The organism is Acinetobacter sp. Tol 5 (assembly GCF_019702905.1).
GTDB lineage: Bacteria > Pseudomonadota > Gammaproteobacteria > Pseudomonadales > Moraxellaceae > Acinetobacter > Acinetobacter bereziniae.
In genome coordinates this window covers 2,162,186-2,179,947 of sequence record NZ_AP024708.1, presented here as the reverse complement: position 1 = coordinate 2,179,947, position 17,762 = coordinate 2,162,186, and the positions used below count along the sequence as shown (strand labels likewise).

18 protein-coding genes and 1 riboswitch are annotated in these 17,762 nt (G+C 36.7%); of the genes, 7 read left to right on the top strand and 11 right to left on the bottom strand.

The window, feature by feature from the left end; translation table 11 throughout:
• Positions 1–455 precede the first annotated feature (455 nt).
• Together TOL5_RS10055 and TOL5_RS10050 are read left to right on the top strand one after the other, a co-directional pair.
• Positions 456–1,697 carry an OmpP1/FadL family transporter gene (locus TOL5_RS10055; RefSeq protein WP_121774475.1) on the top strand — a complete coding sequence of 414 codons (1,242 nt, stop codon included), beginning with the start codon at positions 456–458 and terminating at the stop codon, positions 1,695–1,697.
• Positions 1,698–1,868: 171 nt separating this feature from the next.
• Positions 1,869–2,114 carry a hypothetical protein gene (locus TOL5_RS10050; RefSeq protein ID WP_121774460.1) on the top strand — a complete coding sequence of 82 codons (246 nt, stop codon included), beginning with the start codon at positions 1,869–1,871 and terminating at the stop codon, positions 2,112–2,114.
• A 73-nt stretch (positions 2,115–2,187) separates the two neighbouring features.
• Here the strand turns inward: TOL5_RS10050 and TOL5_RS10045 are convergent, their stop codons facing one another.
• Positions 2,188–2,943 carry a phosphodiester glycosidase family protein gene (locus TOL5_RS10045; RefSeq protein ID WP_005031805.1) on the bottom strand — a complete coding sequence of 252 codons (756 nt, stop codon included), beginning with the start codon at positions 2,941–2,943 and terminating at the stop codon, positions 2,188–2,190.
• 182 nt (positions 2,944–3,125) lie between these two features.
• Here TOL5_RS10045 and TOL5_RS10040 point away from each other — a divergent pair, with 182 nt between their 5' ends.
• Entirely contained in the window at positions 3,126–3,662 is a 537-nt protein-coding gene (locus TOL5_RS10040; RefSeq protein ID WP_121774461.1) for a lecithin retinol acyltransferase family protein, read from the top strand.
• 98 nt (positions 3,663–3,760) lie between these two features.
• Here TOL5_RS10040 and TOL5_RS10035 read toward each other — a convergent pair whose 3' ends face one another.
• Both TOL5_RS10035 and TOL5_RS10030 read right to left on the bottom strand, forming a co-directional pair.
• Positions 3,761–4,207: an SRPBCC domain-containing protein gene (locus TOL5_RS10035; RefSeq protein WP_005031809.1), complete on the bottom strand. Its 447-nt coding sequence runs from the start codon at positions 4,205–4,207 to the stop codon at positions 3,761–3,763.
• A 110-nt stretch (positions 4,208–4,317) separates the two neighbouring features.
• Complete coding sequence (locus tag TOL5_RS10030) at positions 4,318–5,370, bottom strand: aldo/keto reductase (RefSeq protein ID WP_121774462.1); 1,053 nt, start codon at positions 5,368–5,370, stop codon at positions 4,318–4,320.
• 102 nt (positions 5,371–5,472) lie between these two features.
• Here TOL5_RS10030 and TOL5_RS10025 point away from each other — a divergent pair, with 102 nt between their 5' ends.
• Positions 5,473–6,375 carry a LysR family transcriptional regulator gene (locus tag TOL5_RS10025; protein WP_121774463.1) on the top strand — a complete coding sequence of 301 codons (903 nt, stop codon included), beginning with the start codon at positions 5,473–5,475 and terminating at the stop codon, positions 6,373–6,375.
• Between the two features lie 207 nt (positions 6,376–6,582).
• Here TOL5_RS10025 and TOL5_RS10020 read toward each other — a convergent pair whose 3' ends face one another.
• Both TOL5_RS10020 and TOL5_RS10015 read right to left on the bottom strand, forming a co-directional pair.
• Complete coding sequence (locus TOL5_RS10020; protein ID WP_121774464.1) at positions 6,583–6,903, bottom strand: pyrimidine/purine nucleoside phosphorylase; 321 nt, start codon at positions 6,901–6,903, stop codon at positions 6,583–6,585.
• Between the two features lie 440 nt (positions 6,904–7,343).
• On the bottom strand, positions 7,344–9,065 hold the full coding sequence (locus tag TOL5_RS10015) for a glutamine--tRNA ligase/YqeY domain fusion protein (protein ID WP_121774465.1): 1,722 nt from the start codon (positions 9,063–9,065) through the stop codon (positions 7,344–7,346).
• 167 nt (positions 9,066–9,232) lie between these two features.
• On the opposite strand from TOL5_RS10015, the gene TOL5_RS10010 reads away from it, so the two are divergent.
• Positions 9,233–9,742: a peptidylprolyl isomerase gene (locus TOL5_RS10010; RefSeq protein WP_004830577.1), complete on the top strand. Its 510-nt coding sequence runs from the start codon at positions 9,233–9,235 to the stop codon at positions 9,740–9,742.
• A 98-nt stretch (positions 9,743–9,840) separates the two neighbouring features.
• The gene (locus tag TOL5_RS10005; protein ID WP_121774466.1) at positions 9,841–10,560 is read left to right on the top strand and encodes a UDP-2,3-diacylglucosamine diphosphatase; all 720 of its coding nucleotides are present in this window, start codon (positions 9,841–9,843) and stop codon (positions 10,558–10,560) included.
• 40 nt (positions 10,561–10,600) lie between these two features.
• Here TOL5_RS10005 and TOL5_RS10000 read toward each other — a convergent pair whose 3' ends face one another.
• Positions 10,601–10,867 (bottom strand): hypothetical protein, encoded by a 267-nt coding sequence (locus TOL5_RS10000; RefSeq protein WP_121774467.1) that lies wholly within the window; start codon positions 10,865–10,867, stop codon positions 10,601–10,603.
• A 303-nt stretch (positions 10,868–11,170) separates the two neighbouring features.
• Here TOL5_RS10000 and nfsB point away from each other — a divergent pair, with 303 nt between their 5' ends.
• Positions 11,171–11,824: an oxygen-insensitive NAD(P)H nitroreductase gene (nfsB, locus tag TOL5_RS09995; protein ID WP_121774468.1), complete on the top strand. Its 654-nt coding sequence runs from the start codon at positions 11,171–11,173 to the stop codon at positions 11,822–11,824.
• A 91-nt stretch (positions 11,825–11,915) separates the two neighbouring features.
• On the opposite strand, the gene TOL5_RS09990 is transcribed toward nfsB, so the two are convergent.
• The 5 genes from TOL5_RS09990 to rodA form a co-directional block, all read right to left on the bottom strand.
• The gene (locus tag TOL5_RS09990; protein WP_004830572.1) at positions 11,916–13,160 is read right to left on the bottom strand and encodes a D-amino acid dehydrogenase; all 1,245 of its coding nucleotides are present in this window, start codon (positions 13,158–13,160) and stop codon (positions 11,916–11,918) included.
• A 172-nt stretch (positions 13,161–13,332) separates the two neighbouring features.
• A riboswitch (glycine riboswitch) is annotated at positions 13,333–13,421 on the bottom strand.
• A gap of 72 nt (positions 13,422–13,493) precedes the next feature.
• Positions 13,494–13,982 carry a hypothetical protein gene (locus TOL5_RS09985; protein WP_009584112.1) on the bottom strand — a complete coding sequence of 163 codons (489 nt, stop codon included), beginning with the start codon at positions 13,980–13,982 and terminating at the stop codon, positions 13,494–13,496.
• A gap of 119 nt (positions 13,983–14,101) precedes the next feature.
• Positions 14,102–14,758, bottom strand: coding sequence for an Imm19 family immunity protein (locus TOL5_RS09980; protein ID WP_121774469.1), 657 nt, complete (start codon positions 14,756–14,758; stop codon positions 14,102–14,104).
• A 20-nt stretch (positions 14,759–14,778) separates the two neighbouring features.
• Positions 14,779–16,047: a D-amino acid dehydrogenase gene (locus TOL5_RS09975; RefSeq protein ID WP_009584109.1), complete on the bottom strand. Its 1,269-nt coding sequence runs from the start codon at positions 16,045–16,047 to the stop codon at positions 14,779–14,781.
• 513 nt (positions 16,048–16,560) lie between these two features.
• Positions 16,561–17,697, bottom strand: coding sequence for a rod shape-determining protein RodA (gene rodA, locus TOL5_RS09970; RefSeq protein WP_004830568.1), 1,137 nt, complete (start codon positions 17,695–17,697; stop codon positions 16,561–16,563).
• Positions 17,698–17,762 lie beyond the last annotated feature (65 nt).

The window sequence follows — 17,762 nt, the reverse complement described above, 5'->3', positions numbered from 1 at the left end:
TTTGTCCGTTAATCCCCCCTTTATTTGGTCACTCATCCCCTTTTTTCACATGATCAAAAATGCTTCACTTATCTTATAAAATGCTTAGGGGCTGTGGACAATTCGTCTATGTTTGCGACTAGGTGTGTTTTTTAGGCGATTCTAGGCACGAAATACGAAATTTAGTCATTCTAAATGAGTAGTTCGTAACGACGAAGCGACACAAAACACGCTAGTCCCGAAGGGTTGTGGTTAAAATTATCTCAGGCTGCGTTATGAAATTTAATAATAGTCTCGCTATTCTCTTCATTTCATGCCTTGCCTGCTCAATTTTAACCCACAACGCAAGCCATTTATGAAATGTCCACAGCCCCTAAATAAAACCTGTGAAACTAATTACTTAAGATAGTTTAGTGGTTGCTATTTTATTTGACTTTTATGACCGCAATAACAAAAAAATTCAAGGAACGAACAGCATGAAAACACAGCCCCTCCTTCTCAGTATACTTACTCTATTTTCAACAGCTTATGCTCAGGCGGCTGCGATGGATCAATCAGGACAATCAATACTGGCATTTCTTGAAGACAAAAACTATTTTGAAGCCAGCATTTCCGCTGTTGATCCAGATGTTTCTGGTAAAGTTCGCAATCGTCCAGATTTGGTCAATGCAGGTAGCAATGATCTAAGTACTGGCGATATGGCGCGCTCATTCCAATACTATAATGCAGCATTGAAACTTCAAATTGCGCCAAAAGTTTCTTTTGGTGTGATTTACGATCAACCGTATGGTGCAGATATTGAATATCCTTTACGTACAAATAATACCTTCTCGGATAATGAAATTACCATGAAAGGTACTTCTGCCGATGTAGATACACAAAATATTACGATGCTATTCGGTTTTCAGCCGAATACACATTTTAATTTGTATGGCGGTGGCGTTTATCAAACTGTAAAAGGATCAGTATCTTTACGTGGCAATTCGATGAGTGTGTTTAATGGCTACGATGCAAAATTCAAACAAGACAGTGCTATAGGTTGGATGGCAGGTGCAGCTTTTCAAATACCCGAAATTGCCTTAAAAGCCGCAGTAACCTACCGTTCTAAAATCAAACATAAAATTGATGCGCAAGAAACGATTTTTGGTGAAGCATTGGCTTTTACTGGAGATCAACCAACTGAAATCAATACACCTCAATCCGTCAATGTTGACTTACAAACTGGTGTTTATAAAGACACAATTGCGTATTTAAATGCGCGTTGGGTAAATTGGAAAGATTTTAAAATTCGCCCTACCCAATTCGGTGCCTTAACCGAACTCGCAACGGCTGAACTGAGCCAAGGATTGTATTCGGAAGGATTCAATCTCGATGATTATCAAAAAGACCAATACAATTTAACACTTGGTCTGGGACATCAGTTTACTGAACAATGGGCAGCTTCAGCGGATGTGTCATGGGACTCTGGTACAGGAAATCCTGCTTCTGTATTAAATCCAACCAAAGGTGGGTGGGGATTGGGGATTGGTGTTCAATATAATCCAACTGCTGATTACTTTATTGCTGGTGGAGTTAAATATCAATGGATTGGCGATGCAACAGCACAGGATGGAACATATTATATTCCTGTTCCAGGTGCTTCTGAAATCGCACAACAAGGTGACTATCGAAACAATAATGCCATTGGCTATGGTTTAAAAATCGGCTATCGGTTCTGAAAACAACGATTTGGATAAATTTATTTTTTAGCGTAGACTTCATTCTGGCGTATATATTTGAAGAATGAAGTCTTTTTTATTCAAAGAATTCATTTCATCGTCATTTATAAATGCTAAAAACTTTAACGATCAATATGAATAAAAATCAATTTTCAATTTAAGGGTAATAATATGAAATTATTAAATTTAACAGCAATGATTGCTTTAACTACACCATTAATAGCATGTGGTGGCTTGCCAAAGGAATGCGAAGAATCTTGGAAACATATGGAAGATTTAGCAAAACAAAGTGGTATTCCTGAAGACTCGCTGAAAGAACAGAAAAAGGCATTTGAAGAAGAAATCAAAAAAATGCCAAAAGAAGATGCGATCAAAGCATGTAAAGCACAATCATCAATTTTTGGGATGGTTAAATAATTTAATCAACAGCAATATATGGATGTGTCTTTACCCACATCCATATATTCTTCTGCTATTTTTTAATCCAAAATTAATGACACTGCTCAGCTTCTGTATAAACAAACATAGGACCTAAGTCATATATTTGATCATTCCTTTTTGCTTGTGGAATGTATGCACTTGAAATGCTTCCATCTAAATATAAAGCTTGATCAGTCTTGAGCTGTGTTTTAAAAATATCAGCAAACTCATAAAAATTAATTTTGCCACGACTAATCACAAAATAGAGCTGATTATTTTTAATTCCAACCCCATTCCTAATTTTCAACGAGTCAGAGTCTTTTACAAAGATTGGATTAATTTGTCCATTGATGACCAGCATCGGACCAGATTGTGTCGCAAAGCGTGCTTTAAACTTAGACTTTTGATACTGGGTTGTGGTTTGAATGACAGCTCGATGATCATTCCATGCCACCACACCATTGGGTTGCATAAAGAAGTTACCAAATTTATTCTTTTGTTGATTTAATTCAACCTGTTGTTTGTTTTGCTCAATATACAGCCCAACAGGTGTAAAATTGGCATGATACATCCCTGCATTCATAGCAAAACTGATATTACATTGCTTCAGGTTCTTTTGTAACGCAGCGAATTTCTTATAGGGTCGAGCCTGTGGATCTTTGAGGAATAACTGTAGCTTACTCAGATCATCAATTCGAACCACATCTGCTATCACTTTCTGATCTTTACTGATTTTAGTATAAGTCGTCTCAGCATGTAGCTGAAATGGAAAAGTACTCAATCCTATACTGGTCAAAAAGGTATAGATCCAATATCTCAAACGCATAAACTTTAATTCCAAATCATCTTTTCAATTTTTTAATTCATAATGTATGCTATTTTGCATTTTAAATGTAATTTTTTACTTAATTAGCACTTTAAGGGCTATTAAATTCATTACGCATCGCTATAATCATTCTATCCTTTCAATTAAATACATGTGTACAATTTATTTGAACTGAGTGAAATATGCAGACAAAACAAATAACCAAATACCCGATTGGAGCGCATTTAATCGTCAAACATTTTGGCTATAGCCATCATGGCATTTATGCAGGACGAGGTCGTGTGATTCATTATTCTGGTTTTGCACATTTCTTTAAAAAGCGTCCTATAGAAATGACCTCTCTCGAAAAATTCTCGCATGGTAAATCCATACGCGTGCGTCTTTATGAGCAACCCAAATTTTCAGGTCGTCATGTCGTACGTCGTATGCGCTCACGTATGCATGAAAACAGCTATCATTTAATTATCAATAATTGTGAACATCTTTGTAGTTGGGCAATCACAGGGGTAGAAAGTAGTCCACAAGTGGTTAAAATGATGAATCGTTTAACCACAATTGGTTATATTAGTTCAATCATGACCTATATGAATGGATTATTTTTAACCGTGGCGACCACATGCTTTGCATTGGTGTTATATATAAAAATGAAACTCAGGGCTCAATCAAAACTTAAACTTCCTACCTACCTTTCGATGAAAGACCAACACACCAAAAAGTAAAAATTTTAGGCTTTATTCCTTTATATAATGAGCAATGTATAGCACCCAATTCGAGTAAAAACTGAGTGCCAAATCATGAGATATGATGTTCTCGTTTTTTAAAAAGGTGGAAATTTATCTTCGACCAAATTCAGCACCAAGCCATGTTCCAAATATGCTTTTAGACCGTCCAATACCGTCGTAAATCCGCCAGTCGCATCGATAATAAATTTAATCAATTCAGAACCCTGCAATGGGATATCATAATTACGAATCGTGACATAAGTTTGCTCAACACTGACCGCTTCAAAAATAAAATCTACAGACGTTTTAGGATCTTCGCCCCATGCAATTTGAATCAATTTATTTTCAAGAATATTAAAAACCATGACCTTCGATTTTACTTGATATTTATCCCAACTCCACTGCACAATTTTTCCTTCTTTTAGTGGTCCAGTGGAACTGCTAAACCAAAACTTAGTGGTTATTGCTGGGTCTATAAAAGCATTAAAAACCTCAGCTACAGGTTTACGAATTAACATTTGTGTTTCAATGGTTGGATTCATTCTTATGGCTCTATTTAATTTATAGGAATAACAATTGCATCAATAGGATAATACTGATAACACAACTGCGTATGAATCAGTATCAGGTTTTTGTTAATCAATTTAAAAGCTTAGTTTTGAATAAATGAAGATTCTACTAAAGCTTGATAGCGTTCGGAGAATTGACCATTCCAATACGGATAATATGGATATGGTGGATATACTGCACTGATTTGATTTAAACGCTGTAACTGTGTTTCTGTCAATATGACATCTTTTGCAATGAGATTATCTTTTAGCTGTTGCTGGTTACGAGCACCAATCAATACCGTAGAAACTGTAGGGCGCGTAAGCAACCACTTTAATGCAATTTGTGCAACTGAATAACCTGTACTCAACGATAACTCTTTTAGAATATCAATAACATCATAGAGATATTGATCATTTACTGGTGGTGCAAACTGCGCTGTTGCATGTAAACGACTTTGAGTTGGGATGGGATGCTCTCGATCAAACTTTCCTGTCAAACGTCCCCACCCTAAAGGACTCCAAACCACAGCACCAATGTGCTGATCATGATTTAAAGGCATCAACTCCCCTTCATAGTCGCGCCCAATCAGCGAATAATAGACTTGATGAGCCACCATTTTTTCATAACCATAACGATCAGCAATTGATTGTGCCTTCATTAATTGCCAACCTGAAAAATTTGAAGCACCGATATAACGTACTTTTCCACTTCGCACTAACGCATCTAAGCTTTTCATGAGTTGTTCTAGGCAAGTGAAACTATCAAACTGATGTAACTGTAATACATCAATATAATCGGTATTTAAACGCTTTAGTGATTGCTCAACGGCACGTATTAAATAATCACGGCTAAATCCGACTTGATTCACTTGGGGATCTTTACGAATCCCCACTTTGGTTGAAATAATTACATCTTGTCGATACGGTGCTAATGCAATTCCTAGCATTTTCTCTGACTCACCTTCTGAATAGGCATCAGCGCTATCAAAAAAATTAATCCCTGCGTCTATACAAGATGCAACCATTTGATTGGCTTCAATTTGTTCGGTCTGTCCCCATGCAGAAAATAAAGGTCCTTTTCCACCAAAAGTTCCCGCACCAAAACCAAGCTCGGATACTTTTAATCCCGAACTTCCTAGAAGATTATATTTCATGACCATTCACCTTGTTTCAATAATCGATATTGCAAAAATATCAATTTCAATTTATTTAAAAAATCAGGATAATCAGAAAATACTTTTTCGATTTTATGGAAAATGAATACAGAAGATTTTCAATTCTTTCTTCGTGTTGCTGAACTTGGCTCGATCAGTCAAGCAGCAAAGCATGCCAATATCGCTGTTTCAGTGGCAAGTCAGCGTATTCAACGATTAGAACATCACTTATCGCTTAGGCTATTTTATCGCACTACCCGTAAATTGCGTTTGACTGAAGAAGCTAAGACGTTGATTGCACATGGGCAACCGCTACTAGAAAGTTTTCAGATATTGACTGAAAATCTTAAACATCGCGATCAACAGCTTATTGGAAATATTAATCTCACAGCGCCTGCGAGTTTCGGTGTACAAATACTGGTTAAAGTGATTGCTGAATTTTTAAAGCAACATCCAGCATTGTCGATAAACTTAGATCTTAATGATCAGAACGTAGATTTGATTGCTCAAGGAATGGATATTGCAATTCGGATTGGAAAACTTCAAGATTCATCGTTAATTGCTAAACCGTTATGTATCAATCAGCGCTTACTCTGCGCCTCTCCAGAATACCTTGAGCAGTACGGCACACCTCAGCATATTGAAGATTTAGCGCGACATCGCTGTATCATTCAACGCCATCAAAAAGGCATCACTGATACATGGAACTTTATTGATCCTTTAAAAGGAGATAAATTATTAAATATTCATGTCAAAGGACACTTTATTACCAACGCCGGTGAAGGTGTGCGTCAAGCCGCATTGGCAGGTCTAGGCATTTCAAATCACTCTTTTTGGCATGTTCACGATGATTTAATGACTGAGAGATTAATCCATGTTCTTCCTGAATTTACGGTTGAACCAACGGCGATATATGCTGTAATCCCTGATCGAAAACTCATGCCAAACAAAGTCAAAGTTTTGATTGAATATCTGCAAGATTATTTTAAAAATTTTAATAAATAATTGATTTAAATATTTAAAATTTAACTTATACCAAAGGTCAAAAATAAGTTTAATTCATCAATATCATTATTGAAAATTTTTATTGTTAGGTATTTTCACAGCCTCATATTTTGAGAAATGCTATGATCTATTTACGGTCGCGTTGTCAATATTTAAGTTGATTACCTTTACGGAGCTTCACTGATCATACTGCAACAAAGAATGGGCTTATTCCAAATGACAAATATAATCGACTATTTCTGTAGATTGCATACTAAAACGGCTATTTGCAGGAACTGTAAAAAATTCACCTGGATGATACACCTCAGTTTCTTCACTCTGCTCTCTTTTTACAAAACATTTTCCAGAAATAATTTCGATTTTTTCGCAGACATGTGTTTCAAAAGTTAAAGGTTTGTCTGTGGGCAAAATCACCCCTAATGTTTTTTTTGAACCATCTTGGCATTCAATTACATAGCTAATCGAACGTCCTTTATAATGGATATTGGGTTTAACACGCACCGTAACTGCATCAAATTGAGAAGACATTGGCTGACCCTGATTATTATTTGTACGTTTAATATATCGCTTTTATATCCCTCAGCTCAATCAATTTTATTGAACATAAAAAAACCTAGCCGAAGCTAGGTTTCTTACTATTATTAAATTATTTAACCTGAGTTCGATATAAAAATCTTGATGAAATATGATACTCGGAAAAGTCATCCGCAACTGTTTGAGGCAGGACTACTTCTATAAAGTATTGTTTCTGTGACTGATTAAATATGTTGCTGGTGGTTGACGAGTTTTGCGGTGAGCAGCGATACCGCTGCGCAAGGTGGTTGCCCTTGCGCAGCTTCGCTCCTCATCCCGAAAGAAAAGTAGGGCTAGCCGCAGGCTGATCCTTAAATTGGGTGAAAACGCAACAAGACTCCATCGAGACTTATTTTTTTTCAATGAGTTGAAGATGTGGTTGCATCCAACTCACGCTATTTACCCGGCTTAAAGCTGTCTTTCAAATCCAGAATACGGTTAAACACAGGTTTTTCAGCTGCATGGTCATATTGATCTGCAACAAAATAACCTTCTCGTTCAAATTGGAAACGATCTTCTGGTTTTGCTTGAGCCAAAGCAGGTTCAACCACTGCTTGTACGATTTTTAAAGATTCAGGATTTAAAAACTTCAAGAAATCATCATCAGCATCAGGCGCAGCTTCTGTAAATAAACGATCATAAATACGCACTTCGGCAGGTATCCCTTGAGTTGCAGAGACCCAATGAATAACGCCTTTTACTTTACGACCTTCTGGATTTTTACCTAAAGTTTCAGGGTCAATTGAACATTTCAGCTCAACAACTTCACCATTTTCATCTTTAATCACTTCGTCACATTTGATCACATAGGCATGACGTAAACGAACCTCACCATCTGGAACCAAACGTTTAAAGCCTTTTGGTGGCACTTCTTCAAAATCTTTACGATCAATATAGATTTCTGTGCTTAAAGGAATAATGCGATCACCCATATCAACATTTGGATGGCGTGCATGATTGAGTTGCATATCCGCAGGTAAATTGGTTAATGTTACTTTCAAAGGATTTAATACAGCCATACCACGCGCTGCTGTATTTTCAAGCGACTGACGAATACAGAACTCCAGCATTGCCACATCAACAATACCGTCCGTTTTAGACACACCAACACGCTTACAGAAATCACGTAAACCTTCAGGAGTAAATCCACGACGACGCATGCCCACAACAGTTGGCATACGTGGGTCATCCCAACCATTAACATAATTGCCTTCAACCAACTTACGTAATTTGCGCTTAGACGTAATGGTGTAATCTACGTTTAAACGGCTAGACTCATACTGACGTGGCACAGCTTTAGAATGAACTTTTTCAACAATCCAATCGTAGAATGGACGATGATCTTGGAACTCCAATGTACATAATGAATGAGTAATGCCTTCTATCGCGTCTGACAATGGATGCGCATAGTCATACATTGGGTACATTTTCCATTTATCACCTGTTTGATGATGTTCTGAATGAAGTACACGATATAAAATTGGATCACGCATATGCACATTCGGAGATGCCATATCAATCTTGGCACGCAATACTGCTTCGCCTTCTGCAAATTCACCATTATTCATTTTTTCAAAACGAACAAGATTCTCTTCAACAGAAGTATCACGATAAGGTGAGTTTTTACCTGGCTCTACGAAATTACCACGATTAATTCTAATTTCTTCAGGGCTTTGCAAATCTACATAAGCATCACCTTGTTTGATTAACTGGATTGCCCAAGCATGCAATTGGTCAAAATAGCTTGATGCATAACGTGGTTCGCCATTCCATTCAAAGCCCAACCATTTTACATCGTTGGCAATTCCGTCGACATATTCTTGTTCTTCAGCATCAGGATTGGTGTCATCAAAACGTAAGTTACATAAACCTTCATATTCTTCGGCAATACCGAAATTCAAGCAAATCGCTTTAACATGACCGATATGCAAATATCCATTTGGCTCAGGTGGAAAACGAGTCACGACTTGTTGTGTACGACCTGTTGATAGATCATCAGTAATCACTTGACGCACGAAATCTAAGCCCGGTTGTTGTTCTTGCTGCGCATTATCGACAGGGCTGGCATTATTTGTCGGGCTTTTCGGCAGTTCTGAAACAACATCATTTGGCTTCATAGTTGATAAATCACTTCTAAAAGTTAAAATTGAATATAGAAAATGCGATTTTATCCTTTTTAACAAAAGAATTTCACATTTTTACTTGCTATGTAGTTTACAGTTTGCTTATGCTTCTCTCAACCAAAAACCCATGACATTTTTCGTCATGATTAGGAGATTATAGAATGAGTTTTCCTCAAGTCGAATTAAACACCAACAAAGGACGTATTGTTCTTGAACTTAACTCTGAAAAAGCACCAAAAACTGTTGCTAACTTTTTAGAATATGTTCGTGATGGTTTTTATGATGGCGTAATCTTCCATCGTGTTATTGACGGTTTTATGATCCAAGGCGGTGGCATGGATGAAAACTTCAAAGAAAAAACAACGCGTGATTCAATTGAAAATGAAGCTGACAACGGTTTGAGCAATGACGAAGGTACGATTGCGATGGCACGTACACAAGCACCTCACTCTGCTTCTGCACAATTCTTTATCAACGTAAAAAATAACTCTTTCCTTAACCATACAGGTAAAACTGCACAAGGTTGGGGTTATGCCGTATTTGGTAAAGTGACTGAAGGTATGGATGTTGTTGAAGCAATTAAAGGTGTTCGTACTGGCAATCGTGGTTACCACGCTGACGTTCCGCTTGAAAATGTGGTTATCGAATCTGCAAAAATCATTGCTGAATAATAAATAAATCCTAGGCTTTGTTCTTTGATTAAAGAACAACAATGCAGCTTGTCCTGTCATAAGGTGCTGCAGAGTAGGATAATTTTATAGGAAAAAAAGTGACCTATCTGTTTATCGCTGATTTACATTTGTCACCAGAACACCCTCGACTGGTTCGAGGGTTTTTTGATTTATTGGATCAATATAAAACTCAAAATACTCAATTATTTATTCTGGGTGACTGGTTTAATGCTTGGATTGGAGACGATTATACTGCACCATGGCTAGATGAAGTTGTTCAACATTTACAACAATTTAACCAAGCAGGTAATCAAATTTACTTTCAAGTCGGCAATCGTGATTTTGCTTTAGGGCAAGCATTTCTTGATCAATTCAATGGCAAACTGCTGCCTGATATTTACACACTGACAATCGCGCAAACACATTTTCGTTTAGAACATGGCGATGCCTTATGTACTGATGATGTTGCTTATCAAAGATTTAAGAAAGTCATTCGTAATCCTCTTGTATTAAAAATCTTAAAAAGTACACCACTAAACTTTAGACAAAAACTTGCCAATGGTTTTCGTAAACGAAGTCGTGAATCTCAGCAAAATAAATCTTATGAAATTATGGATGTCAATTCAAAGGCTGTAGAACAGGCTTTAGAAAATACGGATATCTTGATTCATGGACATACTCATCGTCCTGCTATTCACGATGTAAAGAATAAACCTCGAATTGTTCTTGGCGATTGGCGTGAAAAGACCTCAGAAGCTATGATTTTAGAGGTAGATGAAACTGGAAAATGGCAATTTATAAAATGGCGAATCCGTTAAAATCTATATAACCTTGCATCTTATTTTTCAATAAAACACTTTATTTTTCAGTATTAATCATATTTTCGATAAAATTTTGAATATTTTTTAAATTTACCTTGTCAATCACAACTAAATTTTCTTCAAAAAAATAATTATATTCACTTAAATTATCTTTAATCGTTTGCCCTAGACGAACAGGATCATAAAAAGTAAAAAAATAACTTTTCCCTGAAATATCAATTATTAATAGTAACCAACCTTTCTTTTCATATTCCCATTCGTAATCATGAAAATCTTGCGGTAAATGAATATAATATGCCGTCATGTTTCCCTCTTCAGCTTTTAATTATCATCTTGTTATACAATCACTTTATAGCGATTTAATATTTATTTCAAACGAGCATTTCAAGCTTTTTATCTTTCGCTATTTTGCATATTTATGGCACAAAACTTTATAATTCATGACAATTCTATTTGTTATAAATTCACATCGTAAGAATATACTAAATTCGATTTTCAAATATTTCAAATCGCTCATGATTTTCATGTTTATTTACGATTTTAACATTCACTTTTAGGTGTTTTAGCATAGAATATATCGATAATTTACGATATATGAGATAATTTCATGGATCTACTGACGGTAGCAAAAACACGTTATACCACCAAGGCTTATGATGCGACAAAGAAAATTCCTCAAGAACAATTCGAGCGTTTAGTTGAAATCTTACGTTTAACACCTTCTTCAATTAATATTCAGCCATGGCATTTCTTTATTGCAGATCATGATGAGGCTAAACAACTCATTGCAAAAGCCCTTGTTGGCAAATATGCCTATAACGCACCCAAAGTATTAGATTCATCGCATACCATTTTATTTTGTACCAAAGCAGATATAAGCGAGCAGCATCTGGCAGATTTGTTACAACAAGATGATCTTAGTGGGCGCTTTAAAGATGAAAAAGCCAAGCAAGGACAAAAAGAAAGCCGTTCAGGCTATGTTTCTTATTATCGAAATGAAAAAGGAGACATTCAGCGCTGGGCTGAAAATCAAACCTTTATTGCACTTGGGCAAATGCTTTTAGCCGCAGGGATTGAAGGCATAGATGCTACCCCGATTGGTGGTTTTGATGAAGCAATTTTAACTGAAGAATTGGGTTTAACTGAAAAGAATTTAATTCCTTCTGTCATTATGACACTCGGTTATCGCAGTGATGTCGATTTCAACGCTAAATTGCCCAAATCTCGTTTAGCTCAAAAAGATGTGATTACTCGTCTTTAAAATATAACACGTAGATTTGCAAAGAGTGGCTTATATCCGCTCTTTGCAATTAAGCATATCAATGCTTTCTTTAGTTTTATAAGGCTTATCTTTATAAAGGATGTGAGCTTGCAACTTCTTGACTGATCATTACAGCAGTTGCAGCAGATAATGTCCAACCCAAATGCCCATGCCCTGTGTTATAGAATACACGTTCACGTTTACCTCGTTTTACCACAGGCATCATATTTGGCATCATTGGACGTAACCCTGCCCAAGGCACGCAATGCTCTGTCGATATATCAAAATTTTTATTGACCCAATCTGTCAAAGGCTGAATACGATCAGAACGAATGTCACGGTTATAACCATTGAATTCCGCAGTACCTGCAATACGTAGGCGATTCGCACCTAAACGAGACGTTACAATTTTTGCACTTTCATCGAGCAAACTGACCCAAGGTGCACCATTGATACTTTTTTCATCATTAAGCTGTACAGTGATTGAATAACCTTTTACAGGATAAACATTCACACGATCACCAAGTTGATTGGCTAGTTGATAACTGCCGACTCCGCCACAAATCACAACTGCATCAGCACTCAATTGCTCAATAGCAACCGAATGACCTTCCATATTTTCAACACTTGGGTGGTATTGAATATTAACGCCATTTGCAGTGTGTTCAACATTCACGACTTCCATACCAAATAAATATTTTACCCCATATTTTTCAGTGGCTTTGGCGAGACCTGTCGTAAACTTATGAATATCACCTGTTGCATCACCTGGACAATAAAAACCACCGTAATATTCACCAGTTAAACTGGGTTCAATGGATTTAATTTCCTCATTGGTAACGGCATGACGCTCTAGACCACCTTTACATAACAATGCATTGACACTGGTTGCAACTTTATAATCATATTCAGAATGATAGAAATGCAAAATTCCACGTTTTTCTAAATCAAAATCAATCCCTTCTTGTTCAGCAATGCTAAACAATCTTTGACGTGCTAACAGCGCCATTCTGACCGTGTCTTGTGTATTAGTTTCATAGTGTTTGATATTACCGAGGAATTCTACTAACCAAGCATATTTATGTAAGTCAAAAGAAGGATTGAGCAACAATGGTGCATCTTTTTTTGCCATCCATTTAATGCCCTTGAGAACCGTAGACTTCTGATTCCATACTTCTGCATTACACGCAGAGAGTTGTCCACCATTGGCAAATGAGGTTTCCATAGCAGGAAATAAATGTTTATCAATAACAGTTACTTGATAACCTAATTGAGCAAGTTCGTAAGCTGAGGTTACACCTGTAATACCCGAACCAATTATGACCACATGACACATACACACACTCCTTTGAAATGTAATTCTTCTCATTACATTGTCAATGTATGCCCCATCTGTCATGTGTACCTGAGAGCTTCGATAAAAACCTAAACTATTTAGGTTTTACCTTCCCCTTCGGTGAGCCATTTCTTTTTTGTTTTCAATAGAATGACTTCTCTCCAGAGGTTTTACAATAATTACAGTCCTTTTGCCTGAGAGTTTCCGGGGTCGTTGCTCCTTCGGCGAGTCTACAAGAGACTTCTCTCCTGCAATCATCTTTCCTTTTATATAGCAATGTATATGCCATTTTGAATAAAATAGATACACTTTTGCGGTAATGAATCGTAAAAATTATTCTGCTTTACCAAACTCTGCTAAAAATTGCTGTTTATCCTCGTCCGTCAAGAATCTTAAAATATAAGCTTGAATACTGTTTTGTTCTAATTGTGCTGTTTGCTCAATTTTGGTCAATGCTACATCGAGTTCAGCCATATTTTCAGCGTATAAGTGCTCCAACCAAATAGCTTCATCAATATCTTGCTCAGTTAAAATCAACGCGACTCCACTTTCAGAAACCAATGCTTCACTGAGTTCTACACTCATATTGCATTGTGTATAAGTCTCACCTGTCCAAGAATTGACCAACAATTGTATATGTGATGCATCCAGTTTTAATTCTACGTATAAATCAGTCGCGGAAAAATACATTATTCTTTCAAATTCTGACTCATAGGCATAAGCTGAAAAATTATCTAATAAATGTTGAATCTGACGATTCTGAGTATTCGCGATTACAGCTATACCATCTACAGCAAAACGTAAAACTTTTAACGCATTCATTTTCTACTCGATAATCTTGACTAGATTTGTTGATTAAATTTGTGATTACATCTGATCTTATTCCACTTTACCCATTATCGGACTGTAAAGTCGATCAACTGTAGTCTGAAATTTAATCTTTAGATTGTATTTAACAGTTCATTTAACTTTTGGATATGTTCCATATCATCAGGGTGCTGTTGCAAATTACGTACACTATGATTTTGGTGATTACACACTCCAACATCCTCATCCAGATAAAAATCATTTTGAATGATCAAACCATTCACTATACAGCTGGCAATATATTCTTCATAACCTTGAAAAGATTTTATATTCGATAATCGCTTGGCAATCAGCTCTGTGACAACCTTTAACTGGTTCTGTTCAACAGCAAGCATCGGTAGCAACAATAAGAAATCTAAATCTGTCGATTGTAAGCGTTGAAACTCTTTCAAACTCAAAAACCATGCTTCAAAATGCCCGCCAATATTGCCGATATACAGATCATTGAGAAAATAACGAATTTCCTCTGGTGTAAATTGAATATCAATGTAGAGTTTAGAATGAATTGCTAAATGATAATACCGCATTTCCCGATCAGTATGTTCAGGTAAAAAAGACCTATACCATGCTTCAAGCTCTTTGCTATAAAGATCTATTCCTGTCTTCTCCTCAATCGCCTCATCCAAATTCAATTCTTTTTCTTCATCAAAACCACGTAATAATGCAATAAACCAATGCCAAAAATGCTCATTGCTGAAAGTGATTTCGTGCACCAAAATATGTTGGCTCATTGATTCTTTCTTAAATGTAATTAATTATTTACTGCATCATATCGAAACACGTTCAAATCATCGTATTCAATTTGTGGTGTTGTTCCTGAAATAATATCGGAGAGTAGTTTTGCTGAACCGCAAGACATGGTCCAACCCAATGTGCCATGTCCAGTATTGGTATATAGGTTTTGATACTTGGTTTTACCAACAATCGGCGTACCATCAGGCGTTGCAGGTCTTAAACCCGTCCAAAAATGTGCATCCGTAATATCACTGGCATTTGGAAATAATTGCTGGAGTACCATCAGCAAGGTATCTTCACGGCTTGCTTTTAAAGAGCGATCAAAACCATTAATTTCAGCCATTCCTCCAACTCGAATACGGTCATCAAAACGTGTTAAAGCAATTTTATAAGACTCATCTAAGATCGTGGAGATTGGTGATAATGCTGGATCAATAATCTTTGTGGTGATCGAATAACCTTTTAAAGGATATACGGGCGCATCAATATTAAGTTGTTTTAACATCTCATGACTATAACTGCCCAATGCCATTACATAGACATCACCTTTCAATGTACTGCCATCTTTGAGTTTAATGGCTGTAATTCGATCTGAATCTTTTTCAATTGTTTCAATCACTGTATTAAAAAGAAAATTTACACCTTGCTGCGCAGCGAGTTCTGCTAATTCAGTGGTAAATTTTTGGCAATCCCCTGTTTGATCATTAGGCAAGCGCAAACCACCAACAAAATCAACAGTCGCATGCGCCAATGCAGGTTCTGCTTTGATCACACCAGCTTTATCTAATAATTCAAATGGCACACCTTCATGCTTTAATACTTCCGTGTCTTTGCCTGCCACATCTAATTGCTGCTGCTTACGAAACAGTTGCAATGTCCCAAGCTGACGTTCATCAAAATGAATTTGGGTTTCTGCACGCAGTTCATCTAAGCAATCACGGCTATATTCTGAAATTCTCACCATTCGCTCTTTGTTGATTTGATAGCGATTGATATTACATTCAGCTAACATTTGTACCATCCACTGATACTGATACATATCTCCAGTTAGTTTAATGGCGAGCGGCGAATGAGGTTGAAACATCCATTTAAATGCTTTTAAAGGAATCCCTGGAGCAGCCCAAGGAGAGGCATAACCTGGAGAAATTTGACCTGCATTCGCAAAACTTGTTTCAAGTGCTACATTCGGTTGACGGTCAATTACAGTGACCTCATGACCCGCTTGTTTGAGATAATATGCCGATGTTGTACCAATAACACCTGCGCCCATGATGATGATATGCATACTGAACCGACCTTATACGAATTTATCGTCTTATAATAAAAAGTTATCTATTCTAATCTGAATTTTTGCCACTCTTTTAATGTAGCACTTAGAAATAATTTGGCAACACAGATTTCGTATGGAACTGTCACTATGATTTATACTTTTGAATTATTTAGTTTTATATCTTCTAATAGCAAATTTTTCTTAGAACACATATTAAGGTGTCTCGCTTTTAGCAAACAGTGTTGTGATAAAAGTCTTGCTCAGCTCAAAAAGCAAGAATATTCACTGATAATGATCATAGAATATATTTTACCCCTTTATGCTTCTTATACACTTCTAAATTGAATAGTCTATAGAGCGCTAATCTGTTGAAAAACTCACTTAGAATGAATTATCTGTATGAATATTCATTCAGCCAGTCTAACCATAAAGTAAATAATTATGACTGATCATATCGCTTAAATTAAAAAAGCTCGCTTCATCTATAAAGATTCAGCGAGCTTTGTCATCATCAGCTTAAGGATAAAATTATCGATGGGTATGGATGGACATTACAATCCCAAAACTTGCCAACAAAGCAATCACGGCTGAACCGCCATAACTCATCAAAGGTAAAGGATCGCCTGTTACAGGCAAAATTCCACTCACCATACCAGAGTTTACAAAAACATAGAAGAATAAGGATAAGCCAATTGTTCCAGCCAACAGACGTCCATAATTATGAAAGCTATTTAAGCTAATGATCATGCATCTAAAAATCATCGCGGTATACAAGGCAAATAAGAAAAATACTCCAATAAAGCCAAATTCTTCTGCATATGTCGACATGATAAAATCGGTATGGTGTTCTGGTAAGTAGCCTAATTGAGACTGTGTCCCTTCCAAGAATCCTCGCCCTGTCATGCCCCCCGAACCAATTGCAATTTTAGACTGAATAATATTCCAACCAGCTCCCAGTGCATCGGACTCAGGATCAAACAAAGTCATAATTCGTTTCTTTTGATATGCTTGCAAGACAAATGTCCAAATTAATGGAAAAGCCATTGCTAATGCAGCCAGTGTACCAATAATTAAAGTCCATGACATGCCACTGAGAAATAAGGCGAAAACCCCACCAATCACAATACCTATCGCCAAGTCTGGCTGCAGTAGTGCCAATACAAATGGCACTACCATAATCATCAAAGCCACCACAATATGTCTAAACTTGGGAGGTAAAGGATTTCGTGCAAAATACCATGCCATCATTAAAGGCATTGCAAACTTCATAAACTCACTGGGTTGCATACTGCCAATACCGGGTATGGTTAACCAACGTTTTGCACCTAAGCGTACGTCACCAATCAGTAAGACCAAAATCAGTAATAGAATGGCAAATAGATAGAACCATGGGCTAATCGCTTGATAAACTTTGGGTGGAATCTGTGCACAGACAAACAATAAAACAAAACCCACACCAAAGCTGACAGCTTGACGAATCACCATAGTCATGTCTTCCGAAGAAGCACTATAAACCATCAACAAACCAAGAACAGCATTGATGATTAATAAGCCCAATAACCATGGGTCAAGATGCAATTTATCCCATCTCGACATCTTCTGATTAATACTTAAACCATCTCGAACGGACTGACGTAAAAACTTATACTGGGGCGATGGTGTCATAAATGCAAATCTTAAACCTAGCTTAATCTAGCCAAATTATAGAGATAAATATTCAAGGAGAACAT